This window comes from Streptomyces sp. P9-2B-2 (genome assembly GCF_030406865.1).
Taxonomy (GTDB): domain Bacteria; phylum Actinomycetota; class Actinomycetes; order Streptomycetales; family Streptomycetaceae; genus Streptomyces; species Streptomyces platensis.
Genome location: NZ_CP129126.1, coordinates 3,512,997 through 3,537,117, shown reverse-complemented (window position 1 = coordinate 3,537,117; position 24,121 = coordinate 3,512,997). Strand labels below are relative to the sequence as shown.

Genomic DNA, 24,121 nt, shown 5'->3' with positions numbered 1-24,121 from the left:
TGGTCACGCACACCGACGGGAGCCGCAACTCGGCAACCCGTGCCCCTATCCAGGTCACCGTGGTGCATCAGTGATCCGATTCGACAACGTCTCCAAGACCTACCCGAAGCAGAACCGCCCTGCACTCAGGGACGTCTCGCTCGAGATCGAGCGCGGCGAGTTCGTCTTCCTGGTGGGCTCCTCGGGCTCCGGCAAGTCCACCTTCCTGCGGCTGCTGCTGCGGGAGGAGCGGACCAGTCATGGCCACGTACACGTTCTGGGCAAGGACCTCGGCAAGCTCTCCAACTGGAAGGTTCCGCAGATGCGGCGCCAGGTGGGGACGGTCTTCCAGGACTTCCGGCTGCTCCCCAACAAGACCGTGGGGGAGAACGTCGCCTTCGCCCTGGAGGTCATCGGCAAGCCGCGCGGCCAGATCCGCAAGACGGTTCCCGAGGTCCTCGAACTCGTCGGCCTCGGCGGCAAAGAGGACCGTATGCCGGGTGAGCTCTCCGGTGGTGAGCAGCAGCGCGTCGCCATCGCGCGGGCGTTCGTCAACCGCCCGATGCTGCTCATCGCGGACGAGCCCACCGGCAACCTCGACCCGCAGACCTCGGTCGGCATCATGAAGCTGCTGGACCGGATCAACCGGACCGGTACGACGGTGGTCATGGCCACCCACGACCAGCAGATCGTCGACCAGATGCGCAAGCGGGTCATGGAACTCGAAAAGGGCCGGCTCGTACGCGACCAGTCGCGCGGCGTGTACGGCTACCAGCACTAAGCGTGTACGGCCCCCAGTACTGAAAGGACGCCATGCGCGCCCAGTTCGTCCTGTCGGAGATCGGCGTCGGTCTCCGCCGAAACCTCACGATGACGTTCGCCGTCATCGTCTCCGTAGCCCTCTCGCTCGGTCTGTTCGGCGCCTCGCTGCTGATGCGCGACCAGGTCAGCACCATGAAGGGCTACTGGTACGACAAGGTCAACGTCTCGATCTTCTTCTGCAACAAGAATGACGCCGACTCCGGTGCCAACTGTGCCAAGGGTGCGGCCACCCAGCAGCAGAAGGACGACATCAAGGCCGAGCTCGGCCGGCTGCCGATCGTCCAGGACGTGACGTACGAGTCCAGCGACCAGGCCTACAAGCACTACAAGGAGCAGTTCGGGGACACCCCCGTCGCCGGGCTGGTGACGCCCGACCAGCTTCCGGAGTCCTACCGCGTCAAGCTCAAGGACCCCACGAAGTTCACGGTCATCAAGTCGGCGTTCTCCGAGCGGCCCGGCGTCATGGAGGTGCAGGACCAACGGGACACCGTTGAGCCGCTGTTCAACCTCCTGAACGGCATGAATATCGCGGCGCTCGTCGTGATGGGGCTGATGCTGGTCGTTGCGCTGATGCTGATCGTCAACACCGTGCGGGTGTCGGCGTTCAGCAGGCGGCGGGAGACCGGGATCATGCGGCTGGTGGGAGCGTCCAGCTTCTATATCCAGATGCCGTTCATCCTGGAGGCGGCCATCGCGGGCCTGCTCGGCGCCGCCTTCGCCTGTGTGTTGATCGTCGGCGGCAAGTACGTCCTCGTCAACAACTGGCTGGCGAAGAAGATCCAGGTGATCAACTTCATCGGCTGGGACTCGGTGGTGACGGTCCTCCCGCTGGTCCTTCTGATCGGGCTGCTGATGCCTGCGCTCGCCGCGTTCTTCGCGTTGCGCAAGTACCTCAAGGTGTGAGCTTTGCCAAGGGGCGCCGTACGGCAACTTGCCGTACGGCGCCTTTTTTGTCCCCTAGACTCACCGGCATGTCGGGCCCGTGTTCGTACGACCGGCCCCGCCGCATTCGCCGCGGGGCGGCCCTGACGTTGTTCCTCGCGAGCGTGCTCGCCACCGGTGTGGTGACGGGGACCTGGAGCGATGCGGCGGAGGGCGCCGCCGGGCGCACCGACCCGGACCGGCTGTCCGCCGGATCGCACACCCGGGAGTCCGCCCTCGCGGACCGCGCCGCCGTCGAACGGGCCGCTTCCGACGCCGTCGAGGACGGCAAGTCCGGTGCGCAGGCCGCCGCCGAGGTCGTCAGCCGTAGTGGCGACCGCTGGTCGACGATCTATACCCCCGGCGAGTACGAGGATTTCCAGGAGCAGTTGGGCGGCGGCTATGTCGGCGTCGGGCTCTGGGTGCGGCCGGCGGACGGCGGCCGGATCGCGGTGTCCCGGGTCCAGCCCGGCAGTCCCGCCGCGCGGGCCGGTGTCGCGGTGGGCGACCGGCTGCGTGCCGTCGACGGCCGCAGCACCCGGCACGCCCCGGTCACCGAGGTCGTCGCCCGGCTGCGCGGTGCCGCTTCCGGTGGCGCCCATGGTTCCGCCGTGGCCGGCAGCCCGGTGACCCTGGACCTCCAGCGCGGCGACCGCCGCTGGACCGAGACCCTGCACCGCACCCGGCTCAGAACCCGCAATGTCGTCGTCGACCGGCCGGCCGGTGGCCACGGCCCGACCCGCGTCAAGGTCGCCGCGTTCACCAAGGGCACCGGCGCCGCGGTCCGCCGTGCGGTGCGCGAGACCTCGGCGGACGACGGTCTGCTGCTCGACCTGCGGGGCAACACCGGCGGCCTGGTCACCGAGGCCGTCGCCACCGCCTCGGCCTTCCTGGACGGCGGCCTGGTCGCGACGTACGACGTCCGCGGCGAGCAGCGCGCCCTGTACGCCAAGCGCGGCGGGAATACGCGCCATCCGCTGGTCGTCCTCGTCGATGGGGGCACGATGAGCGCCGCCGAGCTGCTGGCCGGCGCCCTCCAGGACCGTGGCCGGGCGGTGCTGGTCGGCTCGCCGACCTTCGGCAAGGGCGCGGTGCAGATGCCCAGCGAGCTGCCGGACGGCTCGGTCGCCGAGCTGACCGTCGGCCACTACCGCACCCCGTCGGGCCGGACCGTCGACGAGTCCGGCCTCACGCCCGACCTGGTCGTGGGGAGCGGCGCCGAGAAACGGGCCCGCACGGTATTGAGTGGCCTCGGGGGCGGGTCTTAGTGCGAAAATGGCCGCACTATGGCTAAGGACAAGGGCAAGGACAAGGATCCCGGGCGCAAGCTCGTGGCGCAGCACAAGAAGGCGCGGCACGACTACCACATTCTGGACACCTATGAGTGTGGTCTGGTGCTGTCCGGCACCGAGGTGAAGTCGCTGCGGCAGGGCCGGGCGTCGCTGGTGGACGGTTTCGTCCAGATCGACAACAACGAGGCCTGGCTGCACAACGTACATATTCCGGAATACGCTCAGGGGACCTGGACGAATCACAGTGCGCGGCGCAAGCGGAAGCTGCTGATGCACCGCGTCGAGATCGACAAGCTGGAGTCCAAGAGCCAGGAGTCGGGCCACACGATCGTGCCGCTCGCCCTCTATTTCAAGGATGGCCGGGCCAAGGTCGAGATCGCGCTGGCCAAGGGCAAGAAGGAGTACGACAAGCGGCAGACGCTCCGCGAGCAGCAGGACCGCCGTGAGACCGACCGGGCGATCTCGGCGGCCCGGCGGCGGCAGCGGGCCTGATCTGCCCCGATGGGCCGGTCCTGGTGGGCCTGCCGGGGAATACGCTGGCACCCGCGGGCGTTGTTCCCGTACGATGGCTGCACACCCCACGAGGGGTGTGGGTACCACCTTGATAAATCAACATGGGGATGATCGGTTTCGACAGCGGATGTCGAAGCAGGGGAAGCGAGTCGAGGAAGCGGCAATGATCTCGTTAACCATATGTCGCAACCAATAATCGCCAAGCCCAACAGCGATTCCTTCGCCCTCGCTGCCTAAGTAGCGACTTGCGAAGTGTCAGCCCGGGGGTGTTCCCGACCCGGATCCTGGCATCATCTAGGGGACTAAACTTCTGGACCCGGTCACGGGGTGCAGAAGGAAATTAAACAGTGACTGGGCCCGTCGGAGACTTGTTCGCGTGATCTCCGGGGCCGAGAAAATCGCAGCGAACTGCACTCGGAGAAGCCCTGATTCCGCACCGTTGGACGCGGGTTCGATTCCCGCCATCTCCACCAAACGGAGAGCCGGGGGGCATGCCCCCCGGACCCCGTCATCCCATGTAGGCCCAGGCCCCGTCTGTCCGTGAGGACAGCGGGGCCTGAGTCGTTTCACGGGCGGTGCGGGCGGCGGCCCGTGAGCAGGGTGACCGCCAGCGCGAGGGCGGCCGCCGCCGCGGGCACCCCGTAGGCCGCGCCCGGACCGGCCAGGTGGTCGACCGCCCAGCCGCCGCCCGCCGAGCCGGCCGCGATACCGCCGAGCAGGGCGGTCACGGCGAGGGTCATGCCCTCGTTCAGCTGACCCGGCGGCGTCCGCGACTGGACGAGGCCCATGCCGGTGACCATGGTCGGCGCGGTCGCCATACCGGCCAGGAGGAGCGCGGCGGCCAGTGCCGCCGGGCTTCCGGTCGAGGCGGCGAGGAGCGGGAGCAGCATCAGGGACGCCATGGCGGCGAGGCAGCGGACGAAGCGGCGGCCGGGGTGGGCCGTCGGCCGCAGCAGCCCGCAGAGCAGGCCGGCCGCGCCGGAGCCGGCTGCCTGGAGGGCCAGCAGGGCGCCTCCGGCGGAGCGGATGCCGTGGGTGTCGGCGTAGGCGAGGGCGACCACCTCCAGGGAGCCGAAGATCGCGCCGGTGCAGAGGAAGGTGCTGAGGAGGGGCGGTAGGCCGGGGAGGCGCAGGGGAGAGCGGGTGGGGGTGTGGCCTCCGGTGCGGGCGGCGGCCGGGGGTTCGGTGCGGCGCTGGGCCGCGAAGAGCAGTACGCCGGTGAGCAGTAGTGCCGCGGCCACCGCTGTGCCCGCCTCCGGGAAGAGGGTGGTGCACAGCAGTGTGGCGAGCAGCGGTCCGAGCAGGAAGCACAGTTCGTCCGCGGCCTGTTCGAAGGAGTTGGCGGTGTGCCGGGCGGCCGGGTCGTCGCGGAAGAGGTGCGCCCAGCGGGCGCGGGACATGCCGCCGGTGTTGGGGGTGGTCGCGGTGGCGGCGTACGAGGCGAAGAGGGTCCAGTCGGGTGCGCCGTAGTGGACGCAGAAGAGGAGGGAGAGGGAGCCGAGGGTGGCGAGTGCGGTGGCCGGGACCGCGATGCGGGACTGGCCGTAGCGGTCGATCAGCCGGGCGGTCCAGGGTCCGGCCAGCGCCGTGGCCGCCAGCCCGGTGGCGGTGACCGCCCCGGCCAGTGCGTAGGAGCCGCGCGAGCCGGCGATCATCAGGACCGCGCTGATGCTGAGCATCCCCATGGGCAGCCGGGCCAGCAGGTTGGCGGCCGTGAAGGCGCGGGTGCCGGGGACGGCGAAGATCCGCCGGTAGGGCGCGAGCGGGCGGAGGCGTGCGAGCGGGCGGAAGCGTGCGCGGCGGCGGCGCGGGGCCGGGCGTACGGGAGGGGCCGTGACCGGGCGGGCGGCGAGGAAGAGGATCATGTTCTCTACGGTCGCGGCCGCGGTCCCCGTCCGTCCAACACCTGGTCAGCGCCCATTTACGCGGCTGGGTTGTGAATGGGGCGGAGGGGGCCGGCGCCGCTGGTCCTGCCAGGATGGGCCGATGCCGTACGACATCGATCCGCGACTGCTGCGCGCGTTCACCGCCGTCGCCGAGGAGCTGCACTTCACCCGGGCCGCCGCCCGGCTGTACGTCGCCCAGCAGGCGCTGAGCCGCGATATCCGGCGGCTGGAGCGGGAGTTGGGCGCCACGCTGTTCGTACGGAGCACCCGCCGGGTCGCGCTGACGGCGGACGGGGAGCGGCTGCTGCCGTACGCGCGGCGGGTGCTGACCGCGCAGGACGAGCTGGCCGCCGCGTTCCGGTCCGCGCCCGAGCGGCCGCTGCTGGTCGATGTGAGCGTGCCGATCGGTACCGCCCACGGGGTGCTGGAGGCGGCCAGGGGCCGGGTGCCGGACGACTGTGAGCTGGTCGCCCGTTTCCACAGCGGGCTGACGGGGGCGGCGGCCGAGATGGCGGCCGGGCGGCTCGATGTCTCCTTCGGCCGGTACGCGGCGCTGCCCGCCGACGTACGCGCCGGACTCGACCATCAGCCGGTCCGGCTGGAGCCGATGGCGGTCCTGCTGCGCGACGATCATCCGCTGGCCGCCCGGCCCGCCGTCCCGCTCGCGGAGCTGTCCGGGGAGACGCTCTACGCGGCCGCCGGGAATCCGCAGACCGTGGAGTGGACGGACCTGGCCGAGCGACTGTTCGCGGGGCGCGGGATCGCGACGGCCGCGCCGTTCCCGGAGATCGAGGGCTCGCAGGAGTTCGTCCGGGTGGTGCGCAAGCGGGGGTGGTCGGTGCTGGCGAGTGTGGAGTTCATGGAGGTGCCGGGGATGGTGCTGCGGCCGCTCGTCGAGCCCGTACCGCTGTCGCCGGTGTCGATGGTGTGGCGGCGCGGGCTGCGGCATCCGGGGCTGGACGCGTTGCGCGCTGCCGCACGGGACTTGGGGGCGCGGCACGCCTGGCTGGCGCCGCCCGGGGCCGCATGGTGGCTCCCGGAGGCGGACGCGCGGGCGATGGGCGTGGACGGGTGACGGACCGGCGCTGCGCCACGTACGCAGAAAGTAGCCATGCACAGGCAACCGCGGGCGCGGGAAAACCTTTCCTTAACGGCAGGAAATCGTCCGTGGAACGAACAGGAGGAGCGGCCGTGCGACGGCGTTCACTTCTCGGGGCGGCCGCGGCCGCGCTGACCTTAACCGTCACGGCGGGCCCGGCCCTGACCGGCTGTGGCTCCCCGCGGATGGCGGCACTGCACGCCAACTGCACCACCAAGGGCCTCGGCTGGAAGGTCACCGTCCTCAAGAAGAAGCCGCACGCCGCGCAGCGCCAGGCCCGGCTGTCCGTCGTCAACAAGGGCACGGACCCGTGTGTGTTCAGCGGCTTCCCGGCCTTCGTGGTCCATCTCGGCAAGGGGCCGCAGTCCGACGCCCGGGGGCACGGCCGGGCCCTGCCGATAGACCTGCGGCGCGGCGGCAAGGTCACCGCCGGTCTGCGCTACCGGGACTGTCCGAAGGGCTCGCTGCTGAACGAGCCCGTGGCCGTCACCAATGACACCGCCGTGGTGTCCGCGCCGCACGACAAGGCGGGGGGCCGGGCGGTCGTGGCCCGGGACGAGAAGGGCAAGCGCCTGCGGATGAACATCTGCGCGGACACGATCTGGATGGACCCGCCGCGCGAAGCGGCCGAGTAGCCCTGTTTACGGGGCCGTTGTGGCGGTGGCGACGGTGGTGCGTGCCGCGAACGAGGTGAACGCGGCCCAGGCCCCCGGCGCGAAGTCGAGGTGCGGGCCCTGGGGGTCCTTGGAGTCGCGGACGTGGACGGTGGCGGGGTGGGCGGATACCTCTAGGCAGGCGCCGCCTTCGCTGCCGCTGTGGGTGGACTTTTGCCAGTCGTAGGCGACTTCTAGGCAGTTGCCGCCCTGTTCGCTGCTGTAGCTGGACTTGCGCCAGTCGTATGCCACTTCAAGGCAGGCGCCGCCTTCGTCGCTGCTGTAGCTGGACTTGAACCATGTCAGGTGGGTCATCGCTCTCCTAGCAGCCGGTCCAGCAGACCCATGGTCTCTTCGGCGTCGAGGGCCTGCATTCGCAGCATTCCATACTTCTGAGCGAGGATGCTGACCTCGTCCTCGTCCTCGATCAGCACACTGCTGCGCTGTGCCTCGGTGTAGGCCAGATGTTGATGATCGGCGGTTTCCAGCACCACGAACGGACCGGCGAGACCGGCGTGATGCTCGCGGCTCAGCGGCAGGATCTGAAGCGCGACCCCGTCGAGGTCCGCGCAGGCCCGCAGGTGGGAAAGCTGCTCCCGCATGACCTGCCGCCCCCCGAGGTTGCTCGCCACGATGGCCTCGGAGAAGACAAAGCTGGCGATGACGGGAACGGCCCTGTGCAGAATCTGCTGGCGTTCCAGCCGACCTGCGATCCGCCGTTCCACGGTCTCCTCGTCGACGTGCGGGATCTTGCTGCGGAACGTGGCGCGCGCGTATTCCTCGGTCTGGAGCAAGCCGGGAAGGACTCCCTGCTCGTACCAGCAGAGCGCGACAGCCTCCTTCTCATAAGCGATGAACTCCTCCGCCCAGATCGGGTACTTCTCCTTCGGCGGCAGCTTCGCGACCCCGACCGCCAACGCCCCGCCCGTATCCAGGAGTTGGTCGAACTCGGCGGCCAGGTGCGGCATCAGGGCGCGCCTGCCCTGTTCGACGGAGGCGATGGTCTCCTCGGAGGCGGTGGAGACTTCGCTGAGGCCGCGCTGGGTGAGTCCGGCCTTGATGCGGTACATCGCCAGCTGGGCGCCGATGATTTCCATTGCTGCGGAGTGCCGGTTCTTGGGCTTCTTTGGCGGCTGCATGGCGTTCCACTCCCCGTACTTCGACGCCTGTGACCGTGTGTGCGCCCGTACTCACCAGGAGTACGGGTTGCCTGGCGCGGCAGCATAGTTACGGAGCGCGACCGTCGCCGGGGGAATGCGCGGATCACCCCCGCACGGGCGGCCGGGCCGCCTCACCTGCCGCCGCCGCACCCGGTGAGCGCAAGGTTTCGTCCGTGTCACCGGGCGGCACGGCACGGAAATTTGGCCTCCCTAGCGTCGGTGAGCAGGACCTGACCCCTGGGAGGCGCGATGACGGCCGCGGCAGCAGAGACCCGTAACGAGAGCCCTGGCAAAGCGAGGCGAGGCGGCCGGTGGATCGAGCGCTGGGATCCGGAGGACGAGGGCTTCTGGCGGGAGACGGGGGAGCAGATCGCGCGGCGGAATCTGGTGTTCTCGGTGCTGTCCGAGCACATCGGGTTCTCCATTTGGAGCCTGTGGTCGGTGATGGTGCTGTTCATGGGGCCGGAGTACGGGATCGCGCCGGCCGAGAAGTTCTTCCTGGTGGCGATGCCGACGGCGGTGGGCGGGGTGCTGCGGGTGCCGTACACCTTCGCGGTGGCGCGGTTCGGCGGGCGCAACTGGACGGTGATCAGCGCCGTGATGCTGCTGGTGCCGACCTCGGTGGCCGCGGTGGTGCTGGAGCCGGGCACCTCGTACACGACGTTTCTGCTGGTCGCGGCGCTGGCGGGGGTCGGCGGCGGGAACTTCGCCTCGTCCATGACCAACATCAACTCCTTCTATCCGCTGCGGAAGAAGGGGTGGGCGCTGGGGATGAACGCCGGGGGCGGGAACATCGGGGTGCCGGTGATCCAGCTGCTGGGGCTGCTGGTGATCGGCACCGCGGGGGCGGCCCATCCGCGGATCGTGCTGGCCGTTTATGTGCCGCTGATCGTGGTCGCGGCAGTGTGTGCGGCGCTGTTCATGGACAACCTCGCGCCGGTCACGAACGACACCGGGGCGGCCCTCGACGCCGCCCGGGAGCCGCACACCTGGGTGATGTCGCTGCTGTACCTCGGCACCTTCGGGTCGTTCATCGGCTACAGCTTCGCCTTCGGCCTGGTGCTCCAGAACCAGTTCGCGCGGACGCCCCTCCAGGCGGCGTCGCTGACCTTCATCGGGCCGCTGCTGGGGTCGCTGATCCGGCCGGTGGGCGGGCGGCTGGCGGACCGGTTCGGCGGCGCCCGGATCACGCTGGGGAACTTCGTGGCGATGGGGCTGGCCACCGGGGTCGTCATCTATGCGTCGGCGGTGCGGTCGCTGGCCGTGTTTCTCGTCGGGTTCATCGCGCTGTTCGTGCTGACGGGGCTCGGCAACGGCTCCACGTACAAGATGATCCCGGGGATCTTCCAGGCCCAGGCGGTGCGGCGCGGGCTGGTGGGGGAGGAGGCCGCGGCCTACGGGCGGCGGCTGTCGGGGGCGGCGATGGGGCTGATCGGGGCGGTGGGCGCGCTGGGCGGGCTGGCCATCAACCTCGCCTTTCGCCAGTCGTTCCTGGAGGCGGGGTCGGGCACCCCGGCCTTTGTGTCGTTCCTCGGCTGCTATGTGGTGTGCGGCGCGGTGACCTGGACCGTATACCTGCGTCCGGCGGCCCGTGCGCGGCGTACGGCGCGGGCGGCGGAGGCGGCGGACGTGGCACCGGCGGACGAGGGGCGGCAGGCGGTGTACGCGGAGGTGTGAGCCGCCACCGAGCGCCTTCGCACCGCCCGGTCGTACGGGCCGGGCGTGCGGAGCGTCGTAACCCCAGGGAAATATGGGAGGACCGGGGCTGTCACGTGCTGTTGGCACGCTGGTGCCCTGGCACTCCGTGCCGCCCGAGCCGCGGCGGGACGGGAAGCACGAGGCACCACACCTCTCTGGGCGGAGCGGGACGACCATGTACGAGCAGCAGCAGGAGCACGGCGAACCGGAGCGGACGGCGCCGGAAGCGGGAGCGGAACCGGCCGTCCGGCCGCTGGAGGGGTTCACCGTCGGGGTGACCGCGGCCCGGCGGGCGGAGGAGCTGGGCGCGCTGCTGGAACGCCGCGGCGCCCAGGTGCTGCACGCGCCCGCCCTGCGGATCGTGCCGCTGCCCGATGACACCGAGCTGATGGCGGTGACCCGCGATCTGATCGAGCGCGCGCCGGACATCGTCATCGCCACCACGGCGATCGGCTTCCGCGGCTGGATCGAGGCCGCGGAGGGCTGGGGCCTGGGGGAGGCGCTGCTGGACCGGCTGACCGGGGTGGAGCTGCTGGCGCGTGGGCCGAAGGTGCGGGGGGCCATCCGGGCCGCCGGGCTGACCGAGAAGTGGTCACCGGCCTCCGAGTCGATGGCCGAGGTGCTGGACCGGCTGCTGGCGGAGGGTGTCGCCGGGCGCCGGGTGGCCCTCCAGCTGCACGGGGAGCCGCTGCCGGGGTTCGTGGAGGCGCTGCGGGCGGACGGCGCGGAGGTCGTCGGCGTCCCGGTGTACCGCTGGATGCCGCCGGAGGACATCGGGCCGGTCGACCGGCTGCTGGACGCGGTGACCGGGCGGGGGCTGGACGCGGTGACCTTCACCAGTGCGCCGGCCGCCGCGTCGCTGCTGCGCCGGGCCGGGGAGCGGGGGATCCGTGCGGAGGTGCTGGCGGCGCTGCGGCAGGACGTGCTGACGGTGTGCGTGGGGCCGGTGACCGCGCTGCCGCTGGAGGCGGAGGACGTGCCCACACTCCAGCCGGAGCGCTTCCGGCTGGGGCCGCTGGTGCAGCTGCTGTGCCGGGAACTCCCGGGCCGGGTGCGGCCGTTGCCGGTGGCCGGGCGGCGGCTGGAGATCCGGGGGCACGCCGTGGTGCTGGACGGTGTGCTGCGCCCGGTGCCGCCGGCCGGCATGGGGCTGCTGCGTGCGCTGGCCCGCCGTCCCGGCTGGGTGGTGTCCCGTGCGGACCTGCTGCGGGCGCTGCCGGGCGCGGGCCGGGACGAGCATGCGGTGGAGACCGCGATGGCCCGGCTGCGGGTGGCACTGGGTGCCCCCAAGCTGATCCAGACGGTCGTCAAGCGGGGCTACCGGCTGTCGTTGGACCCGCGTGCGGAGACGGACAAGTACGGCGGGGAGTGACGGGGAGTGAGGGGACGGGGGCGCGGCGGGCCGGTTCGCCATGATCCGTTGGCCGGATCCGTTCGGCCGGGATCGGCTCGGCGCGCTCCGTACTCTGTCCGCCGTGCGCCGCGCTCTGTCCGCCGCGCGTCGTGCCCCGTACGCCGGAAGCCCCGCCCTACGCCGGGTTGTTGACCCGGATCTTGGACTGGCCGTGCGGGCGCTTCTCCCAGTCGTCCATGAAGCGCGCCTCCAGTCCGTGCTTGCGGGCCAGCTTCAGCAGGGTCTCGGTCCGGTAGTAGAAGTCCTCGCGCAGCACCTGGTGTTCGGCGCCCTCGGTGCGGTCGAAGGTGAAGTCGAAGAAGCCGCCGGGGGCCAGGATCCGGCCGACATGGGCGAGGCACTCGTCGATGACATCGAGCGGTGAGTGCGAGAAGACGCTGTGCGCGTGGACGACGTCGAAGTGCGCGGACGGCAGGAACTCCAGCTTCAGGTCCTGCGTGATCGTCAGGTGCGGCAGCTTGTCCTGCAGCTCGTAGGTGGTCAGGGTCTGCTTCGCGGAGATCAGGATGTCCGGCGAGATGTCGATGCCGTAGTAGTTGCCGGTGTCCAGGTAGTCGATGAAGCGCCAGCCGGCGCGCAGATTGCCGCAGCCGATGTCCAGCATCCGGTGGCCGGGCTTCAGGCCGTGCTCGCCCAGGTAGTCGAACTGCATCTCGCCCAGCGCCAGCCAGCGGTCATGGCTGCGGCTGCCGACCGCGGCCTCCGGGTTGCGGCCGGTGTCGGAGGCCATCACCGCCCGGTAGTACGCGACGTGGTCGGGGTGCTTGAGGCGCAGCCAGGTGTCGCGGGCGGTGCGTTTGACGTACGGGGTGATCCGGGCCGGGTGGCGGAGCGCGTAGCCGACCTTGTGGGTGAGGCTGGCGCGGTTCGTGAGCAGGGACTTGCGCGACATGGAGACCTTCGTCCTGGAAGAGCTGAGGTACGGGGGGCCGGGCAGGTGGTGCGGGACACGCCCTCAGCATGCGGCGGACTGGTGCGGGCGGCCTGCGGAGTGCGTGCCGGGGACTATACATCAGGGGTATACACGCAGAGTCTACTGGCGGTGTCTACATGGCGCGGGTGCGCGGAGTGGCCGCCTCCGGAGGGTTCCGGCCGGACCGCGGGCCGGGCACTCTGGGAACACACACGTCCGGTCCCTAAGGAGTGACAGGAACATGGCGGCGCCTTGCGATCTGCGGTTCGACTGCGGGCGGATCTGCCTGGACCTGGCGGCGACCGCCGACGGCGCCCCCGCCGAACGCCTCACCGGCCCGGACCAGTTGCGGGCCTGGCTGACCGGCGCGGGCCTGGTGCCGCACGGCACCCCGCTGGACGGCGTCGACGTCGGCTGGCTCGGCCGCTTCCGCGCACTGCGGGAGCTGCTGGTCCGGGTGCTGCACGACGAGCTGCGGGGCGGGGCGGACGGGGCCGATCTGGCGCTGCTCAACTCCGCGGCCGCCGCCGGGCAGCCGCCCGCCCCCAGCGCGGTACGCGCCGCCGACGGCACCCTGGCCCGCGCCCTCACCGGCCCGCCCGAGTGCGCCGGACTGCTGGCCGCGGTGGCCCGGGACGCGATCGGGCTGCTCACCGACGCGGTGGCGCGCGGGCAGCTGCGGCAGTGCGAGGGCGAGAGCTGCACCCTGGTCTACCTGGACACCTCGCGGGGGCGGCGCCGCCGTTGGTGCTCCAGCGAAGTGTGCGGCAACCGGGAGCGGGTGGCACGGCACCGGCGGCGGACGATGGTGCGCCGGGAGGAGTCCGGGGGCGCCGCCGCGGACCCCGTCACGGGTCCCGTCACCACTGCGGAAAAATTTTCCGCCGGCCGCTGAACGCCCCGTCCGTCCCGTCCGTACTCCTCACCGCAAGTCCGATTCATGGCAGGGTCCCCGTCGATCTTGGGCGATCTGGGCTATCGACCCGGGAGTTGGAGTGCGTAAGGATGCCGTCGTGGCAGACAGGACGACACCTGAAGAGGAGCTCATGCGAGCCCTCTATGACGATCACGCGGGCCCGCTTCTCGCCTTCGTCCTGCGGCTGGTGGCGGGCGACCGGCATCGCGCCGAGGACGTGGTGCAGGAGACGCTGGTGCGCGCCTGGCGCAACGCCGACCAGCTCCAGCGGGCGACCGGCTCGATCCGCCCATGGCTGGTGACCGTCGCGCGGCGGATCGTGATCGACGGGCACCGCAGCCGTAAGGCGCGGCCCCAAGAGGTCGACGCGACCCCGCTGGAGACCATGCCCGCCGCCGATGTGATCGACCGGGCGCTGCGCCTGATGACGATCTCCGAGGCGCTGAGCGACCTGAGCCAGGCCCACCGAGAGGCCCTCGTCGAGACGTACTTCAAGGAACGTACGGTCAATGAGGCAGCGGAGGTGCTGCGCGTGCCGGCCGGAACCGTGCGGTCCCGGGTGTTCTACGCGCTGCGCTCCCTGAAGCTCTCGCTCGAGGAACGAGGAGTGACGGAGTGATCCCGCCCACGCAGCCGGACCGGCACAGCGACGTCGGCGCCTATGTGCTGGGCGTCCTGGACGCCGCCGACGCGGACCGGTTCGAGCGGCATCTCGTCGGCTGTGAACAGTGCGCGGCCGAACTCGAGGAGCTGATGGCCCTGACGCCGGTGCTCGCCGAGTTCAAGCAGTCCGCCCCCACCCCGGAGACGATCACGGCCGTCCCCGGCCGCCGGGTGCTGGACGGGCTGCTCGACGAGGTCGACGCCACCCGTCGCAGCCGCGGCCGCCGCCGGCTCTTCCTGGTCGCCGCGGCCGTCGTGCTGATCGTCGGCGGGCCGCTCGCCGCCGTCTCCCTCACGGGCGGCGGCGACAAGGAGCCGGCGCCGCCGCTGGCGAACGCCGTCCGGGCGCAGTACGCGGCGGGCGAGAAGGTGACCTCCGTCGACCCGGAGACCAAGGTCTCGGCGGGCGTCTCCATGGCCGCCCGGCCCTGGGGCACCCAGGTCGTCATGGAACTCGCCAACGTCAAGGGGCCGCAGACCTGCGACCTGGTCGCCGTCGGCAAGGACGGCAAGCGGCAGACCATCACCACCTGGGCGGTCCCCAAGGGCGGCTACGGCATGCCGGGCGGCGCCGAGAAGTGGAACCGCGAGCCCCTCTACGCGTCGGGCGGCGCGGCCCTCAACCGCGGCGACATCGACCACTTCGAGGTCAACACGCTGGATGGCAAGCGGCTGGCCACGATCAAGGCGTGAGCAGTGACCCCGCCGATCGATGCCTGAGAATCCGGGGTGCCCGGAACGGCGCCCCGGCCGCATGCAGGGCGGGGCGCCGGTCAAGGACTGCCGGGGCGCCGATCGCGAAAACCCCCGACCGGGCACACCCGACGTAGCCGTCCGAGTCGACATCCGACCAAACTCGCCCGTTTTTGTCCCTTTCACCAGGTGCGCAGCGTGCCTGGTTCGCGTACGGTTGACGGCTGCCCTACGCACAGCAGAAGGGGGCCTGGGTGGCCGCGCACAACGCCACGCACGCACCGGAGCACACCCCGGATTCCGTTCGCGACCGTGAGATCGAGACCGAACAGACGCATCTGGACGGTGTCTACCGGCGCCTTGAGGAGAAGATCCACGAGGCGGAATTCCTGATGGACGACGCCGCCAAGCGCGGCCAGGTCGGCACGCCCGGCGCGCTCGCCGAGCGGGACGCCCAGGTCTTCCAGGCCGGTGTCCATCTCCACCGCCTGAATTCCGAGTACGAGGACTTCCTCTTCGGCCGTATCGACCTGCTCCTCGGCAAGGACGGCAAGAAGGGCCCGGACGGCGCCTTCACCTCCGTCGAACCCGCCGACGGCGCGATCGAGAACAACCGCGCCACCATCGCCGAGACGCTGCACATCGGCCGGCTCGGCGTCCTCGACGCGGACTACTCCCCGCTGGTCATCGACTGGCGGGCACCGGCCGCCGCCCCGTTCTACCGGGCCACCCCGGTCGCCCCCGGCCGGGTCGTCCGCCGCCGGGTGATCCGCTCCAAGGGCCGTAAGGTCCTCGGCGTCGAGGACGATCTGATGCGCCCGGAGATCACCGCGACGCTGGACGGCGCGGAGCTCCCGGCGATCGGTGACGGCGCGCTGATGGCCGCGCTGGGCCGGGCCCGCAGCCACACCATGCGGGACATCGTCGCCTCCATCCAGGCCGAACAGGACAAGGTGATCCGGGCGCCCGCCGCCTCCGTCACCGAGGTCGAGGGCGGCCCCGGCACGGGCAAGACCGCGGTCGCCCTGCACCGCGCCGCCTACCTCCTCTACCAGGACCGCCGCCGCTACGCGGGCGGCATCCTGATCGTCTCCCCGACGCCGCTGCTGGTCGCCTACACCGAAGGCGTACTGCCGTCGCTGGGCGAGGAGGGCCAGGTCGCCATCCGGGCGCTCGGCTCCCTGGTGGACGGCGCCGAGGCGACGGCGTACGACTCGCCGGCGGTGGCCCGTATCAAGGGCTCCTCGCGGATGCAGAAGCTGCTGCGCAAGGCGGCCCGCGGCGCCCTGGAGCTGACCGCGCCGGGCCCGCGGCCGACGACCGGCCCGGCAGCCACTACGGCGGCCGCCAACGAGAACGGGGGCAAGGAAGGCGACGGCGACGGGGACGCCCAGCTGTCCCTGGACGACCTCTTCGGGGCGGCCGGGAACGAGGCGGACCGGGACCCGGCCGCCAACGGGACCCGCAGGAGACGCACCCGGGGCCCGCGCCCCGGCCCGGCCGCGCCCGACGCGGGCCCGCCCGCCCATCTGCGGGTCGTCGCGTTCGGCGGCCGGATCGAGCTGGACGCCGACGAGCTGCGCGCCATCCGGCATTCCGCGCTCGGCGGCACCGCGCCGGTCAACCTGCTGCGCCCGCGGGCCCGCCGGCTGATCCTGGACGCCCTGTGGAGAAAGTCGGGCGCCGCGCGCCGCTACACGGACCCCGAGCTCGCCGCCGAGGCCCGTGAGGGCTTCGACGAGGACATCACCACCGAGCCCGACTTCCAGGAGTTCCTGGACGCCTGGTGGCCCGAGCTGACCCCGCGCGGGGTCCTGGCCGCCATGGCCGACGAGCGGCTGCTCGGCCGCTGGGCGCGCCGGGTGCTCACCTCGCGCGAGGTGCGCCAACTGGCCCGTTCGCTCCAGCGGTTGGACCACACCGGTCACGGCCCGCTGTCGGTGCACGATGTCGCCCTGCTGGACGAGCTCCAGATGGTCCTCGGCGCCCCGATGCGCCCGGCCCGGCCGCGGGAGGCCGATCCGCTGGACCACCTGACCGGCCTGGAGGAGCTCACGACCTACAGCGACCGCAACGGCGGCGGCCGCAGCCGGCGCGAACGGCTGGACGAGGAGCGCACCGACTACGCGCATGTCATCGTCGACGAGGCGCAGGACCTGACGCCGATGCAGTGGCGGATGGTCGGCCGCCGCGGCCGGCACGCGACCTGGACGGTGGTCGGCGACCCCGCGCAGTCCTCCTGGTCCGACCCGGACGAGGCCGCCGTGGCCCGTGACGAGGCGCTCGGCACCCGCCCGCGCCGCCGCTTCACGCTCACCGTGAACTACCGCAACCCCGCGGAGATCGCCGAGCTGGCCGCCCGCGTCCTGGCGCTGGCGATGCCCGGTATGGCGTCCCCGAAGGCGGTCCGTTCCACGGGCCTGGAGCCCCGCTTCGCGCTCACGCCGGATGGGGAGGGCCCGGACCGGTCCGCCGGTGACGCGGCGCTGGCGCAGGCCACGGTGGCCGAGGCCGAGCGGCTGCTGGGCGAGGTGGACGGCACGGTCGGCGTCGTGGTGGCCATGAACCGCCGTGCGCAGGCCCGCCGTTGGCTGGCCCCGCTCGGCGACCGGGTGGTGGCGCTGGGCTCCCTGGAGGCCAAGGGGCTGGAGTACGACGCGACGCTGGTGGTCTCGCCGGCCGAGATCGCCGATGAGTCCCCGGCCGGACTGCGGGTCCTGTATGTGGCGCTGACCCGGGCGACCCAGCAGCTGACCGTACTGTCGGCCGAACGGGACGAACCGGACGCGGCGGGGGTGCCCGACCTGCTCCGGGACTGAAACCGCCGGCCGGGCCCGGGCCGGCACCCGTTCGGCGGCCTGCGCCCGGCGTGCGCGCCGCCGTCCGAGGGGTCTTGAAATCGGCCCCGCGGGACGGGATTCGCTTCCGGGGATGGTTTGTTAGCCTGGGTGACGGCACCGGCTCGATCCAAGCCCCCGGGCCCAACCATCGTCGCTACGAGCGACCACTTGCCGCGAGGCGAGCATGGCGGGTCGGTGCCGTTAACGTTCGAGAGGCCCACGTCACCCGGTGACGTGGGCCTCTTTGCCGTGGCTGCGACATCTCGTATGGTGGAAGTCGCTTTCCGAAGTAGCTGCCGCCCGCGAACAAAACGTTCTCAATGCCGGGCGGCTACCGCATACTCCGCGGTAGGTGCGACGATCGGACGGCAAATCCAGCCACACGGTGAAAGCAGAGGAAGTCGGCCATGGCAACGGCGCCCAGCGTCTCCTACTCGATGACGGTCCGGCTGGAGGTGCCCGCGAGCGGAACCGCGGTCTCCCAGCTCACCACGGCCGTCGAGTCCCACGGAGGCTCGGTGACCGGCCTCGACGTCACGGCATCCGGCCACGAGAAGCTCCGGATCGACGTCACCATCGCGGCGACCTCCACGGCCCACGCCGACGAGATCGTCCAGCAGCTGCGCACCATCGAGGGCGTCTCGCTCGGCAAGGTCTCCGACCGTACGTTCCTGATGCACCTCGGCGGCAAGATCGAGATGTCGTCGAAGCACCCCATCCGCAACCGTGACGACCTCTCGATGATCTACACCCCGGGTGTCGCCCGCGTCTGCCAGGCCATCGCCGACAACCCCGAGGACGCCCGCCGTCTGACCATCAAACGCAACAGCGTCGCGGTGGTCACCGACGGCTCCGCCGTCCTCGGCCTCGGCAACATCGGCCCCAAGGCCGCGCTGCCCGTCATGGAGGGCAAGGCGGCCCTCTTCAAGCGCTTCGCCGGCATCGACGCCTGGCCGCTGTGCCTGGACACCCAGGACACCGACGCCATCGTGGAGATCGTCAAGGCCATCGCCCCCGGCTTCGCGGGCATCAACCTGGAGGACATCTCCGCCCCCCGCTGCTTCGAGATCGAGGCGCGGCTGCGTGAGGCCCTGGACATCCCGGTCTTCCACGACGACCAGCACGGCACCGCCATCGTGGTGCTCGCCGCGCTCACCAACGCGCTGCGCGTCGTCGGCAAGAAGATCGAGGACGTCCGGGTCGTGATGTCCGGCGCCGGCGCGGCCGGTACCGCCATCCTCAAGCTGCTGATCGCGGCCGGTGTCCGGCACGCCGTCGTCGCCGACATCCACGGCGTCGTGCACGCCGGACGTACGGACCTGGTCGACGCCGACCCGGACTCGCCGCTGCGCTGGATCGCCGACAACACCAACCCCGAGGGCGTCACCGGCACCCTCAAGGAGGCCGTGGTCGGCGCCGACGTCTTCATCGGTGTCTCCGCGCCCAACGTCCTGGACGGCGACGATGTCGCGAGGATGGCCGAGGGCGCGATCGTGTTCGCACTCGCCAACCCGGACCCCGAGGTCGACCCCGCCATCGCCCGGCAGACCGCCGCCGTGGTGGCCACCGGCCGCTCCGACTTCCCCAACCAGATCAACAACGTCCTGGTGTTCCCCGGAGTCTTCCGCGGCCTCCTGGACGCCCACTCCCGTACGGTGAACACCGAGATGATGCTGGCCGCGGCCGGCGCCCTCGCGGACGTCGTCCTGGAGGACGAGGTCAACCCGAACTACATCATCCCCAGCGTCTTCAACGAGAAGGTCGCGGGCGCGGTCGCCGGTGCCGTCCGGGAGGCCGCGAAGAGCGGTGACCCGGCTGTGACGGCCGCCACGGCGGTCTGAGTACGGCGCGTCGCTGGACACGCCGTCGTTGGGGCCCCCATAGGGTGGCGGGCAGCAAGCGACCGCCGCCCTGTGGGGCCGGCCCGGAGCGGAAATATTACGGAGCGTCACCACTAACGAGGCAGTGGCGCTTTTCGTGTGACCCTCCTGGGTGCCGGATTGGCTTTACCGCCGCAGGTGGGGGCAGGATGCGTAATCGGGCGCGAGGGTCTGGCACCAGACCCGGGTCCGGGGACTGTCCGAGGACCCTGGCAGCATCGGCTTCGATCTCACGCCTCATTGGCAAGAAGAACACGGGAGTACAAACATGAACCGCAGTGAGCTGGTGGCCGCTCTGGCCGATCGCGCCGAGGTGACCCGCAAGGACGCCGACGCCGTTCTGGCCGCCCTCGCCGAGGTGACCGGCGAGGTCGTCGCCAAGGGCGACGAGAAGGTCACCATCCCCGGCTTCCTGACCTTCGAGCGCACCCACCGTGCCGCTCGCACCGCGCGCAACCCGCAGACCGGCGACCCGATCCAGATCCCGGCCGGCTACAGCGTGAAGGTCTCCGCGGGCTCCAAGCTCAAGGAAGCCGCCAAGGGTAAGTAAGACCCTCAGCACGGCATAACAGGGCGGCCATCCCCTTTGGGGGTGGCCGCCTTTCGTGTGCCAGCAGGGGCGGGCCGGGGCCGTACGGGGCGGCCGGTGCCCGCGAGGCGGCCTGTGCCCGCCTCGGAGGAGCTGGGCGGGGTGATCGGGAAGTCCGCGGGGCGTACGCCCGTCAGGCGGGCCGCCACGGCCGTACGGGGGGTGGGTACGCGGGGCGGCACGGTCGGCTGCGCGGGCGGGCGGTGTAAGAGTCCCCGGCCCGGTGCCGTAATGCGCTTGTCCGCCCTCGCGCCGCCGCTCTACGTTGCCGGGGTGGATCTCTTCTCACGCTCCTGGACGGCGCTGCGCGCGGCGGTCGCCGCACTCCGGGATGCGGACTTCGCCCAGCCGTCCGGCTGTACCGGCTGGCTCGTGCGGGATCTGGTGTGCCATCTGGTCACGGTGCCGCCGAACTCGCCGATCCGGACCGCCGGGTCGGCACCCGTGGCGAGGTCCTCACCACGGCCGACTACCTCTCCGCGTATGTCCTGGAGTGGACGCTGCACCACCTGGACCTGATCGCGGGTCTGCCGGACGCGGCGGAACCGCCCGCGGAGGGGCTCGCCCGGTCCCGCGCGATGCTGGAGCAGCTCGCCGGGGCCGCGTTCCCCGCGTCGTTCTCCGACCGGGACGCGCTGCTGGTCGGCACCGGACGGCGTACCCCGACCGGGACGGAGCGGGCCGAACTGGGCGCGCCGGCCGGGAAACTCCCGCTGTACCTCGGGTGCTCGCCCGAATAGGCGGAACGGTGGCCAGGAGCTGCCCTGCGGGGCGTGCCTGACCACCGTGTTCGGTGCAACTGCCGGACGGCGCCCGGCCGGGACCGCCGGGCGCACTCGTCCGCAGCCGAGGGGGCGGCACCCTTGCGGGCACCGCCCCCTCGGCGCGGCTCAGTTGGGCAGTGCGCCGTTCGGCAGCTCTACATCGGCGCCGAGTTCGACGAGCTTCTCCATGAAGTTCTCGTAGCCGCGGTTGATCAGGTCGATGCCGTGCACCCGGGACGTGCCCTGGGCCGCCAGCGCCGCGATCAGATACGAGAACCCGCCGCGCAGGTCGGGGATGACCAGGTCGGAGCCCTGGAGCTTGGTGGGCCCGGAGACGACCGCGGAGTGCAGGAAGTTGCGCTGCCCGAAGCGGCAGGCGGAGCCGCCCAGGCACTCGCGGTAGAGCTGGATGTGCGCGCCCATCTGGTTGAGCGCGGAGGTGAAGCCGAGCCGGGACTCGTAGACCGTCTCGTGCACGATCGACAGGCCCGAGGCCTGGGTCAGCGCGACGACCAGCGGCTGCTGCCAGTCGGTCTGGAAGCCGGGGTGGACGTCGGTCTCCAGGGCGATGGCGTTGAGCAGGCCGCCCGGGTGCCAGAAGCGGATGCCCTCGTCCTCGATCTGGAAGGCGCCGCCGACCTTGCGGAAGGTGTTGAGGAAGGTCATCATCGACCGCTGCTGGGCGCCGCGGACGTAGATGTTGCCCTCGGTGGCCAGCGCCGCGGACGCCCAGGAGGCCGCCTCCAGGCGGTCCGGGAGGGCGCGGTGGGTGTAGCCGTCGAGCTTGTCGACACCGGTGATCCGGATCGTCCGGTCGGTGTCCATGGAGATGATCGCGCCCATCTTCTGCAAGACGCAGATGAGGTCCTCGATCTCCGGTTCCACGGCGGCGTTCGACAGCTCGGTGACGCCCTCGGCCAGAACGGCGGTCAGCAGCACCTGTTCGGTCGAGCCGACCGACGGGTAGGGCAGCCGGATCTTGGTGCCGCGCAGCCGGTGCGGCGCCTCCAGGTACTGCCCGTCGTCGCGCTTCTCGATCGTCGCACCGAACTGGCGCAGCACGTCGAAGTGGAAGTCCACGGGCCGGCCGCCGATGTCGCAGCCGCCCAGGCCGGGGATGAAGGCGTGGCCGAGGCGGTGCAGCAGCGGGCCGCAGAACAGGATCGGGATCCGGGAGGAGCCCGCATGCGCATCGATGTCCGCGACGTTGGCGCTCTCCACGTGCGACGGGTCGAGGATCAGCTCGCCCGGCTCGTCACCGGGGCGCACCGTGACGCCGTGCAGCTGCAGCAGCCCGCGCACCACGCGTACGTCGCGGATATCGGGCACGTTGCGCAGTCGGCTGGGGCCGCTCCCGAGGAGGGCGGCGACCATGGCCTTGGGCACAAGGTTCTTCGCGCCGCGAACCCGGATCTCGCCCTCGAGCGGGGTGCCGCCGTGGACAAGCAGTACGTCGTCAGTAGAGACGGTCATGGATCTCGCGTTCCTGGAGACGGGCAGGGGCCAAGCTGAAATGGTAAGGGCGTCGGAGGGTGAGTCCGTAGGCCCGTGCACGCTTTGCACATGTAATGGCTTTGTCACAACACGCTCCGCTACGATCAGTCTTTGCTCTGTAATCGCCTTTTGGGGGAATTGCCGGGGAATGTCGTCAATGCGTGGTCCGGCGCGGACGGTGTGCGCCGGTGCTGCCGCCGTACGCCCTGCCCTGCTCTCACGCGGGTCCCGGCGTTGACTCCCCGCTCCGGGCAGAAGTGCGGGATCATGTGGCCATGACCGAGGTGTCCTCGCTCACAGGGCGGCTACTCGTCGCGACGCCCGCGCTCGCCGATCCGAACTTCGACCGCGCGGTGGTGCTGCTCCTCGACCACGACGAGGAGGGCTCCCTCGGCGTGGTCCTGAACCGCCCCACCCCGGTCGGGGTGGCGGACATCCTCGCGCCCTGGGCCGCACTGGCCGGGGAGCCAGGTGTGGTCTTCCAGGGCGGACCGGTGTCGCTGGACTCGGCGCTCGGGGTGGCCGTGGTGCCGGGCGGGCTGTCCGGTGAGGGCGGTATCCCGTCGGTGGACAGCGGCGCCCTGTCCCATGACGACGGCGTGGAGGTCGCGGGCGCACCGGCCGCGGACCGGGCGGGCGTCCAGTCGGGTGACGAGCCGCTGGGCTGGCGCAGGGTGCACGGCGCGATCGGTCTGGTCGATCTGGAGGCCCCTCCGGAACTGCTCGCGGCGGTGCTCGGCAGTCTGCGGATCTTCGCCGGGTACGCGGGCTGGGGTCCGGGCCAGTTGGAGGACGAACTGGTCGAGGGTGCCTGGTACGTGGTCGAGTCGGAGCCCGGCGATGTCTCCTCGCCCGACCCGGAGCAGCTGTGGCGCGCGGTGCTGCGGCGCCAACGCAATGAGCTGGCCATGGTGGCCACCTACCCGGACGATCCGTCGCTGAACTGATCGTCGCCGGGGCGGGACGGAACTCACCCGCCCGGGGCCACGGGCGGCCGGTGCCTCATGACCCCAAATTTTGTTGACGACTTGATTATTGTGACGGCTCCGTCATGGGGAATTGTCGGCGCCCGTCGCTATGGTGCGGGATGACAGGGGACGGTGCGCGGCCGCGTCGGCGGGGCCGCGCTGGACACACGGGGAGAGGCCATGCACAGGCCGAGCGTGCCCGAGGATCTGGACCACCCGGCGCGCCTGTGGGCGCGCGCCGCGACGCTGGCGGTAGTGGCGGCCGCCGTGGACGACGGGGACGAATTCTCCTGGAGCGACCAGGGATTGCAGTGCTGGAACGTCGGCGGAAGCTACTGGTGGCGGCTGAAGATGTTCGAGGGCGGCCGCGCCCTGCTGTGCGGCCAGGACTCCGACGGCAGTCACACGCACAGCGGAGGCCGGCAGATCGACTTTCTGGACGGCGGCCCCGCGTGGCTGCCCTGGGAGGAGCTGCGGGAGGACGCCGACGGCAGTCTCTTCGGCTTCGTCTACTGGTGGCAGGACGGCGCCTGGGCCCGCGCGCCGTACCCCGGGAAGATGCCGGACGACGGCCTGGAGACGGCCATGAGCTGGGTCGCGCCCGGTGACGACGCGGTCCGGGAGATCGCCGAGGACCTCGTGGCCCGTACGGAGACCGAGGTCGACGCGGTGGAAGTGGTGCGCGCCTTCCTCGCCGCCGCCGAGGCCCGCACGGTCGGCGCCCAGGACATCGCCACCCTGCTCGACACGGTCTGCGGCCAGGACGCCTGGTACGAGGTCCGCCCGGACGCCGCGCTGGCGTTCGCCACCGAGCTGGGGCTGACGGCCGGGGACCGGGGCGGGATGGCGGTGGCCTCCTAGCCACCCGGGGCGGGAGGGGCCGGCGCCGTACTGCCGGCCGGGGTGGCGGCCCGGGGTGGCGGCCGCGGGTCCGGCGCTCCAGCTGGCGGTGGGCCGACGCTCC

At 71.5% G+C, this 24,121-nt stretch carries 21 protein-coding genes, 1 other RNA gene and 1 pseudogene; 18 read left to right on the top strand and 5 right to left on the bottom strand.

Annotated elements, in window-relative coordinates:
• Positions 1 to 70 precede the first annotated feature (70 nt).
• The 5 genes from ftsE to ssrA all read left to right on the top strand — a co-directional run bounded on the left by ftsE (position 71) and on the right by ssrA (position 4,000).
• On the top strand, positions 71 to 760 hold the full coding sequence (ftsE, locus tag QT196_RS15415) for a cell division ATP-binding protein FtsE (protein ID WP_168479372.1): 690 nt from the start codon (positions 71 to 73) through the stop codon (positions 758 to 760).
• 32 nt (positions 761 to 792) lie between these two features.
• A complete protein-coding gene (ftsX, locus tag QT196_RS15410) occupies positions 793 to 1,704 on the top strand; it encodes a permease-like cell division protein FtsX (protein ID WP_168479370.1) in 912 nt (303 codons plus the stop codon).
• Positions 1,705 to 1,772: 68 nt separating this feature from the next.
• Positions 1,773 to 2,990: a S41 family peptidase gene (locus QT196_RS15405; RefSeq protein ID WP_290355093.1), complete on the top strand. Its 1,218-nt coding sequence runs from the start codon at positions 1,773 to 1,775 to the stop codon at positions 2,988 to 2,990.
• 18 nt (positions 2,991 to 3,008) lie between these two features.
• Positions 3,009 to 3,506 carry an SsrA-binding protein SmpB gene (smpB, locus tag QT196_RS15400; RefSeq protein ID WP_085926712.1) on the top strand — a complete coding sequence of 166 codons (498 nt, stop codon included), beginning with the start codon at positions 3,009 to 3,011 and terminating at the stop codon, positions 3,504 to 3,506.
• Between the two features lie 124 nt (positions 3,507 to 3,630).
• Positions 3,631 to 4,000, top strand: a transfer-messenger RNA (tmRNA) gene (gene ssrA, locus QT196_RS15395).
• 93 nt (positions 4,001 to 4,093) lie between these two features.
• On the opposite strand, the gene QT196_RS15390 is transcribed toward ssrA, so the two are convergent.
• A complete protein-coding gene (locus QT196_RS15390; RefSeq protein WP_290355092.1) occupies positions 4,094 to 5,392 on the bottom strand; it encodes an MFS transporter in 1,299 nt (432 codons plus the stop codon).
• 121 nt (positions 5,393 to 5,513) lie between these two features.
• Between QT196_RS15390 and QT196_RS15385 the strand changes: the two genes are divergently transcribed.
• The gene (locus tag QT196_RS15385; protein WP_290355091.1) at positions 5,514 to 6,488 is read left to right on the top strand and encodes a LysR family transcriptional regulator; all 975 of its coding nucleotides are present in this window, start codon (positions 5,514 to 5,516) and stop codon (positions 6,486 to 6,488) included.
• A 209-nt stretch (positions 6,489 to 6,697) separates the two neighbouring features.
• Positions 6,698 to 7,147 carry a DUF4232 domain-containing protein gene (locus tag QT196_RS15380; RefSeq protein WP_290355090.1) on the top strand — a complete coding sequence of 150 codons (450 nt, stop codon included), beginning with the start codon at positions 6,698 to 6,700 and terminating at the stop codon, positions 7,145 to 7,147.
• A 6-nt stretch (positions 7,148 to 7,153) separates the two neighbouring features.
• On the opposite strand, the gene QT196_RS15375 is transcribed toward QT196_RS15380, so the two are convergent.
• Entirely contained in the window at positions 7,154 to 7,480 is a 327-nt protein-coding gene (locus QT196_RS15375) for a DUF397 domain-containing protein (protein ID WP_266731338.1), read from the bottom strand.
• Entirely contained in the window at positions 7,477 to 8,304 is an 828-nt protein-coding gene (locus QT196_RS15370; RefSeq protein ID WP_290355089.1) for a helix-turn-helix transcriptional regulator, read from the bottom strand. Before QT196_RS15370 ends, QT196_RS15375 begins: the two co-directional genes overlap by 4 nt.
• A 270-nt stretch (positions 8,305 to 8,574) precedes the next feature.
• On the opposite strand from QT196_RS15370, the gene QT196_RS15365 reads away from it, so the two are divergent.
• Both QT196_RS15365 and QT196_RS15360 read left to right on the top strand, forming a co-directional pair.
• Complete coding sequence (locus QT196_RS15365) at positions 8,575 to 10,002, top strand: nitrate/nitrite transporter (RefSeq protein ID WP_290355088.1); 1,428 nt, start codon at positions 8,575 to 8,577, stop codon at positions 10,000 to 10,002.
• 196 nt (positions 10,003 to 10,198) lie between these two features.
• Positions 10,199 to 11,395 carry a uroporphyrinogen-III synthase gene (locus QT196_RS15360; RefSeq protein ID WP_168479357.1) on the top strand — a complete coding sequence of 399 codons (1,197 nt, stop codon included), beginning with the start codon at positions 10,199 to 10,201 and terminating at the stop codon, positions 11,393 to 11,395.
• A gap of 157 nt (positions 11,396 to 11,552) precedes the next feature.
• Here the strand turns inward: QT196_RS15360 and QT196_RS15355 are convergent, their stop codons facing one another.
• Positions 11,553 to 12,329, bottom strand: coding sequence for a class I SAM-dependent methyltransferase (locus QT196_RS15355; protein WP_168479355.1), 777 nt, complete (start codon positions 12,327 to 12,329; stop codon positions 11,553 to 11,555).
• Between the two features lie 262 nt (positions 12,330 to 12,591).
• Between QT196_RS15355 and QT196_RS15350 the strand changes: the two genes are divergently transcribed.
• The 7 genes and pseudogenes from QT196_RS15350 to QT196_RS15320 all read left to right on the top strand — a co-directional run bounded on the left by QT196_RS15350 (position 12,592) and on the right by QT196_RS15320 (position 20,671).
• Positions 12,592 to 13,245 carry an ABATE domain-containing protein gene (locus QT196_RS15350; protein ID WP_290355087.1) on the top strand — a complete coding sequence of 218 codons (654 nt, stop codon included), beginning with the start codon at positions 12,592 to 12,594 and terminating at the stop codon, positions 13,243 to 13,245.
• Between the two features lie 118 nt (positions 13,246 to 13,363).
• Positions 13,364 to 13,885: a sigma-70 family RNA polymerase sigma factor gene (locus tag QT196_RS15345; protein WP_042155262.1), complete on the top strand. Its 522-nt coding sequence runs from the start codon at positions 13,364 to 13,366 to the stop codon at positions 13,883 to 13,885.
• A complete protein-coding gene (locus tag QT196_RS15340; protein ID WP_168479351.1) occupies positions 13,882 to 14,622 on the top strand; it encodes a zf-HC2 domain-containing protein in 741 nt (246 codons plus the stop codon). Before QT196_RS15345 ends, QT196_RS15340 begins: the two co-directional genes overlap by 4 nt.
• Positions 14,623 to 14,876: 254 nt before the next feature.
• Positions 14,877 to 17,441: a UvrD-helicase domain-containing protein gene (locus QT196_RS15335; protein ID WP_290355086.1), complete on the top strand. Its 2,565-nt coding sequence runs from the start codon at positions 14,877 to 14,879 to the stop codon at positions 17,439 to 17,441.
• Between the two features lie 428 nt (positions 17,442 to 17,869).
• Positions 17,870 to 19,303 (top strand): NAD-dependent malic enzyme, encoded by a 1,434-nt coding sequence (locus QT196_RS15330; RefSeq protein ID WP_290355085.1) that lies wholly within the window; start codon positions 17,870 to 17,872, stop codon positions 19,301 to 19,303.
• Positions 19,304 to 19,610: 307 nt separating this feature from the next.
• Positions 19,611 to 19,892: an HU family DNA-binding protein gene (locus QT196_RS15325; RefSeq protein WP_006605312.1), complete on the top strand. Its 282-nt coding sequence runs from the start codon at positions 19,611 to 19,613 to the stop codon at positions 19,890 to 19,892.
• Positions 19,893 to 20,204: 312 nt separating this feature from the next.
• Positions 20,205 to 20,671: pseudogene (locus tag QT196_RS15320) on the top strand (maleylpyruvate isomerase N-terminal domain-containing protein).
• A 150-nt stretch (positions 20,672 to 20,821) separates the two neighbouring features.
• Here the strand turns inward: QT196_RS15320 and murA are convergent.
• Entirely contained in the window at positions 20,822 to 22,168 is a 1,347-nt protein-coding gene (murA, locus tag QT196_RS15315; protein ID WP_168479347.1) for a UDP-N-acetylglucosamine 1-carboxyvinyltransferase, read from the bottom strand.
• Between the two features lie 296 nt (positions 22,169 to 22,464).
• Between murA and QT196_RS15310 the strand changes: the two genes are divergently transcribed.
• Together QT196_RS15310 and QT196_RS15305 are read left to right on the top strand one after the other, a co-directional pair.
• Positions 22,465 to 23,136, top strand: coding sequence for a YqgE/AlgH family protein (locus QT196_RS15310; protein ID WP_168479345.1), 672 nt, complete (start codon positions 22,465 to 22,467; stop codon positions 23,134 to 23,136).
• A 201-nt stretch (positions 23,137 to 23,337) separates the two neighbouring features.
• Complete coding sequence (locus QT196_RS15305) at positions 23,338 to 24,018, top strand: hypothetical protein (RefSeq protein ID WP_290355084.1); 681 nt, start codon at positions 23,338 to 23,340, stop codon at positions 24,016 to 24,018.
• The last annotated feature ends 103 nt before the right edge of the window (positions 24,019 to 24,121 follow it).

Bases quoted from the DNA above. Each gene is read 5' to 3' on its own strand.
- murA (WP_168479347.1), bottom strand. From the start codon at position 22,168: ATGACCGTCTCTACTGACGACGTACTGCTTGTCCACGGCGGCACCCCG.
- QT196_RS15380 (WP_290355090.1), top strand. From the start codon at position 6,698: ATGGCGGCACTGCACGCCAACTGCACCACCAAGGGCCTCGGCTGGAAG.
- QT196_RS15330 (WP_290355085.1), top strand. From the start codon at position 17,870: ATGGCAACGGCGCCCAGCGTCTCCTACTCGATGACGGTCCGGCTGGAG.
- QT196_RS15305 (WP_290355084.1), top strand. From the start codon at position 23,338: ATGCACAGGCCGAGCGTGCCCGAGGATCTGGACCACCCGGCGCGCCTG.
- QT196_RS15360 (WP_168479357.1), top strand. From the start codon at position 10,199: ATGTACGAGCAGCAGCAGGAGCACGGCGAACCGGAGCGGACGGCGCCG.
- QT196_RS15390 (WP_290355092.1), bottom strand. From the start codon at position 5,392: ATGATCCTCTTCCTCGCCGCCCGCCCGGTCACGGCCCCTCCCGTACGC.
- QT196_RS15310 (WP_168479345.1), top strand. From the start codon at position 22,465: ATGACCGAGGTGTCCTCGCTCACAGGGCGGCTACTCGTCGCGACGCCC.
- smpB (WP_085926712.1), top strand. From the start codon at position 3,009: ATGGCTAAGGACAAGGGCAAGGACAAGGATCCCGGGCGCAAGCTCGTG.
- QT196_RS15350 (WP_290355087.1), top strand. From the start codon at position 12,592: ATGGCGGCGCCTTGCGATCTGCGGTTCGACTGCGGGCGGATCTGCCTG.
- QT196_RS15355 (WP_168479355.1), bottom strand. From the start codon at position 12,329: ATGTCGCGCAAGTCCCTGCTCACGAACCGCGCCAGCCTCACCCACAAG.
- QT196_RS15375 (WP_266731338.1), bottom strand. From the start codon at position 7,480: ATGACCCACCTGACATGGTTCAAGTCCAGCTACAGCAGCGACGAAGGC.
- QT196_RS15405 (WP_290355093.1), top strand. From the start codon at position 1,773: ATGTCGGGCCCGTGTTCGTACGACCGGCCCCGCCGCATTCGCCGCGGG.
- QT196_RS15365 (WP_290355088.1), top strand. From the start codon at position 8,575: ATGACGGCCGCGGCAGCAGAGACCCGTAACGAGAGCCCTGGCAAAGCG.
- ftsX (WP_168479370.1), top strand. From the start codon at position 793: ATGCGCGCCCAGTTCGTCCTGTCGGAGATCGGCGTCGGTCTCCGCCGA.
- QT196_RS15325 (WP_006605312.1), top strand. From the start codon at position 19,611: ATGAACCGCAGTGAGCTGGTGGCCGCTCTGGCCGATCGCGCCGAGGTG.
- QT196_RS15385 (WP_290355091.1), top strand. From the start codon at position 5,514: ATGCCGTACGACATCGATCCGCGACTGCTGCGCGCGTTCACCGCCGTC.
- QT196_RS15370 (WP_290355089.1), bottom strand. From the start codon at position 8,304: ATGCAGCCGCCAAAGAAGCCCAAGAACCGGCACTCCGCAGCAATGGAA.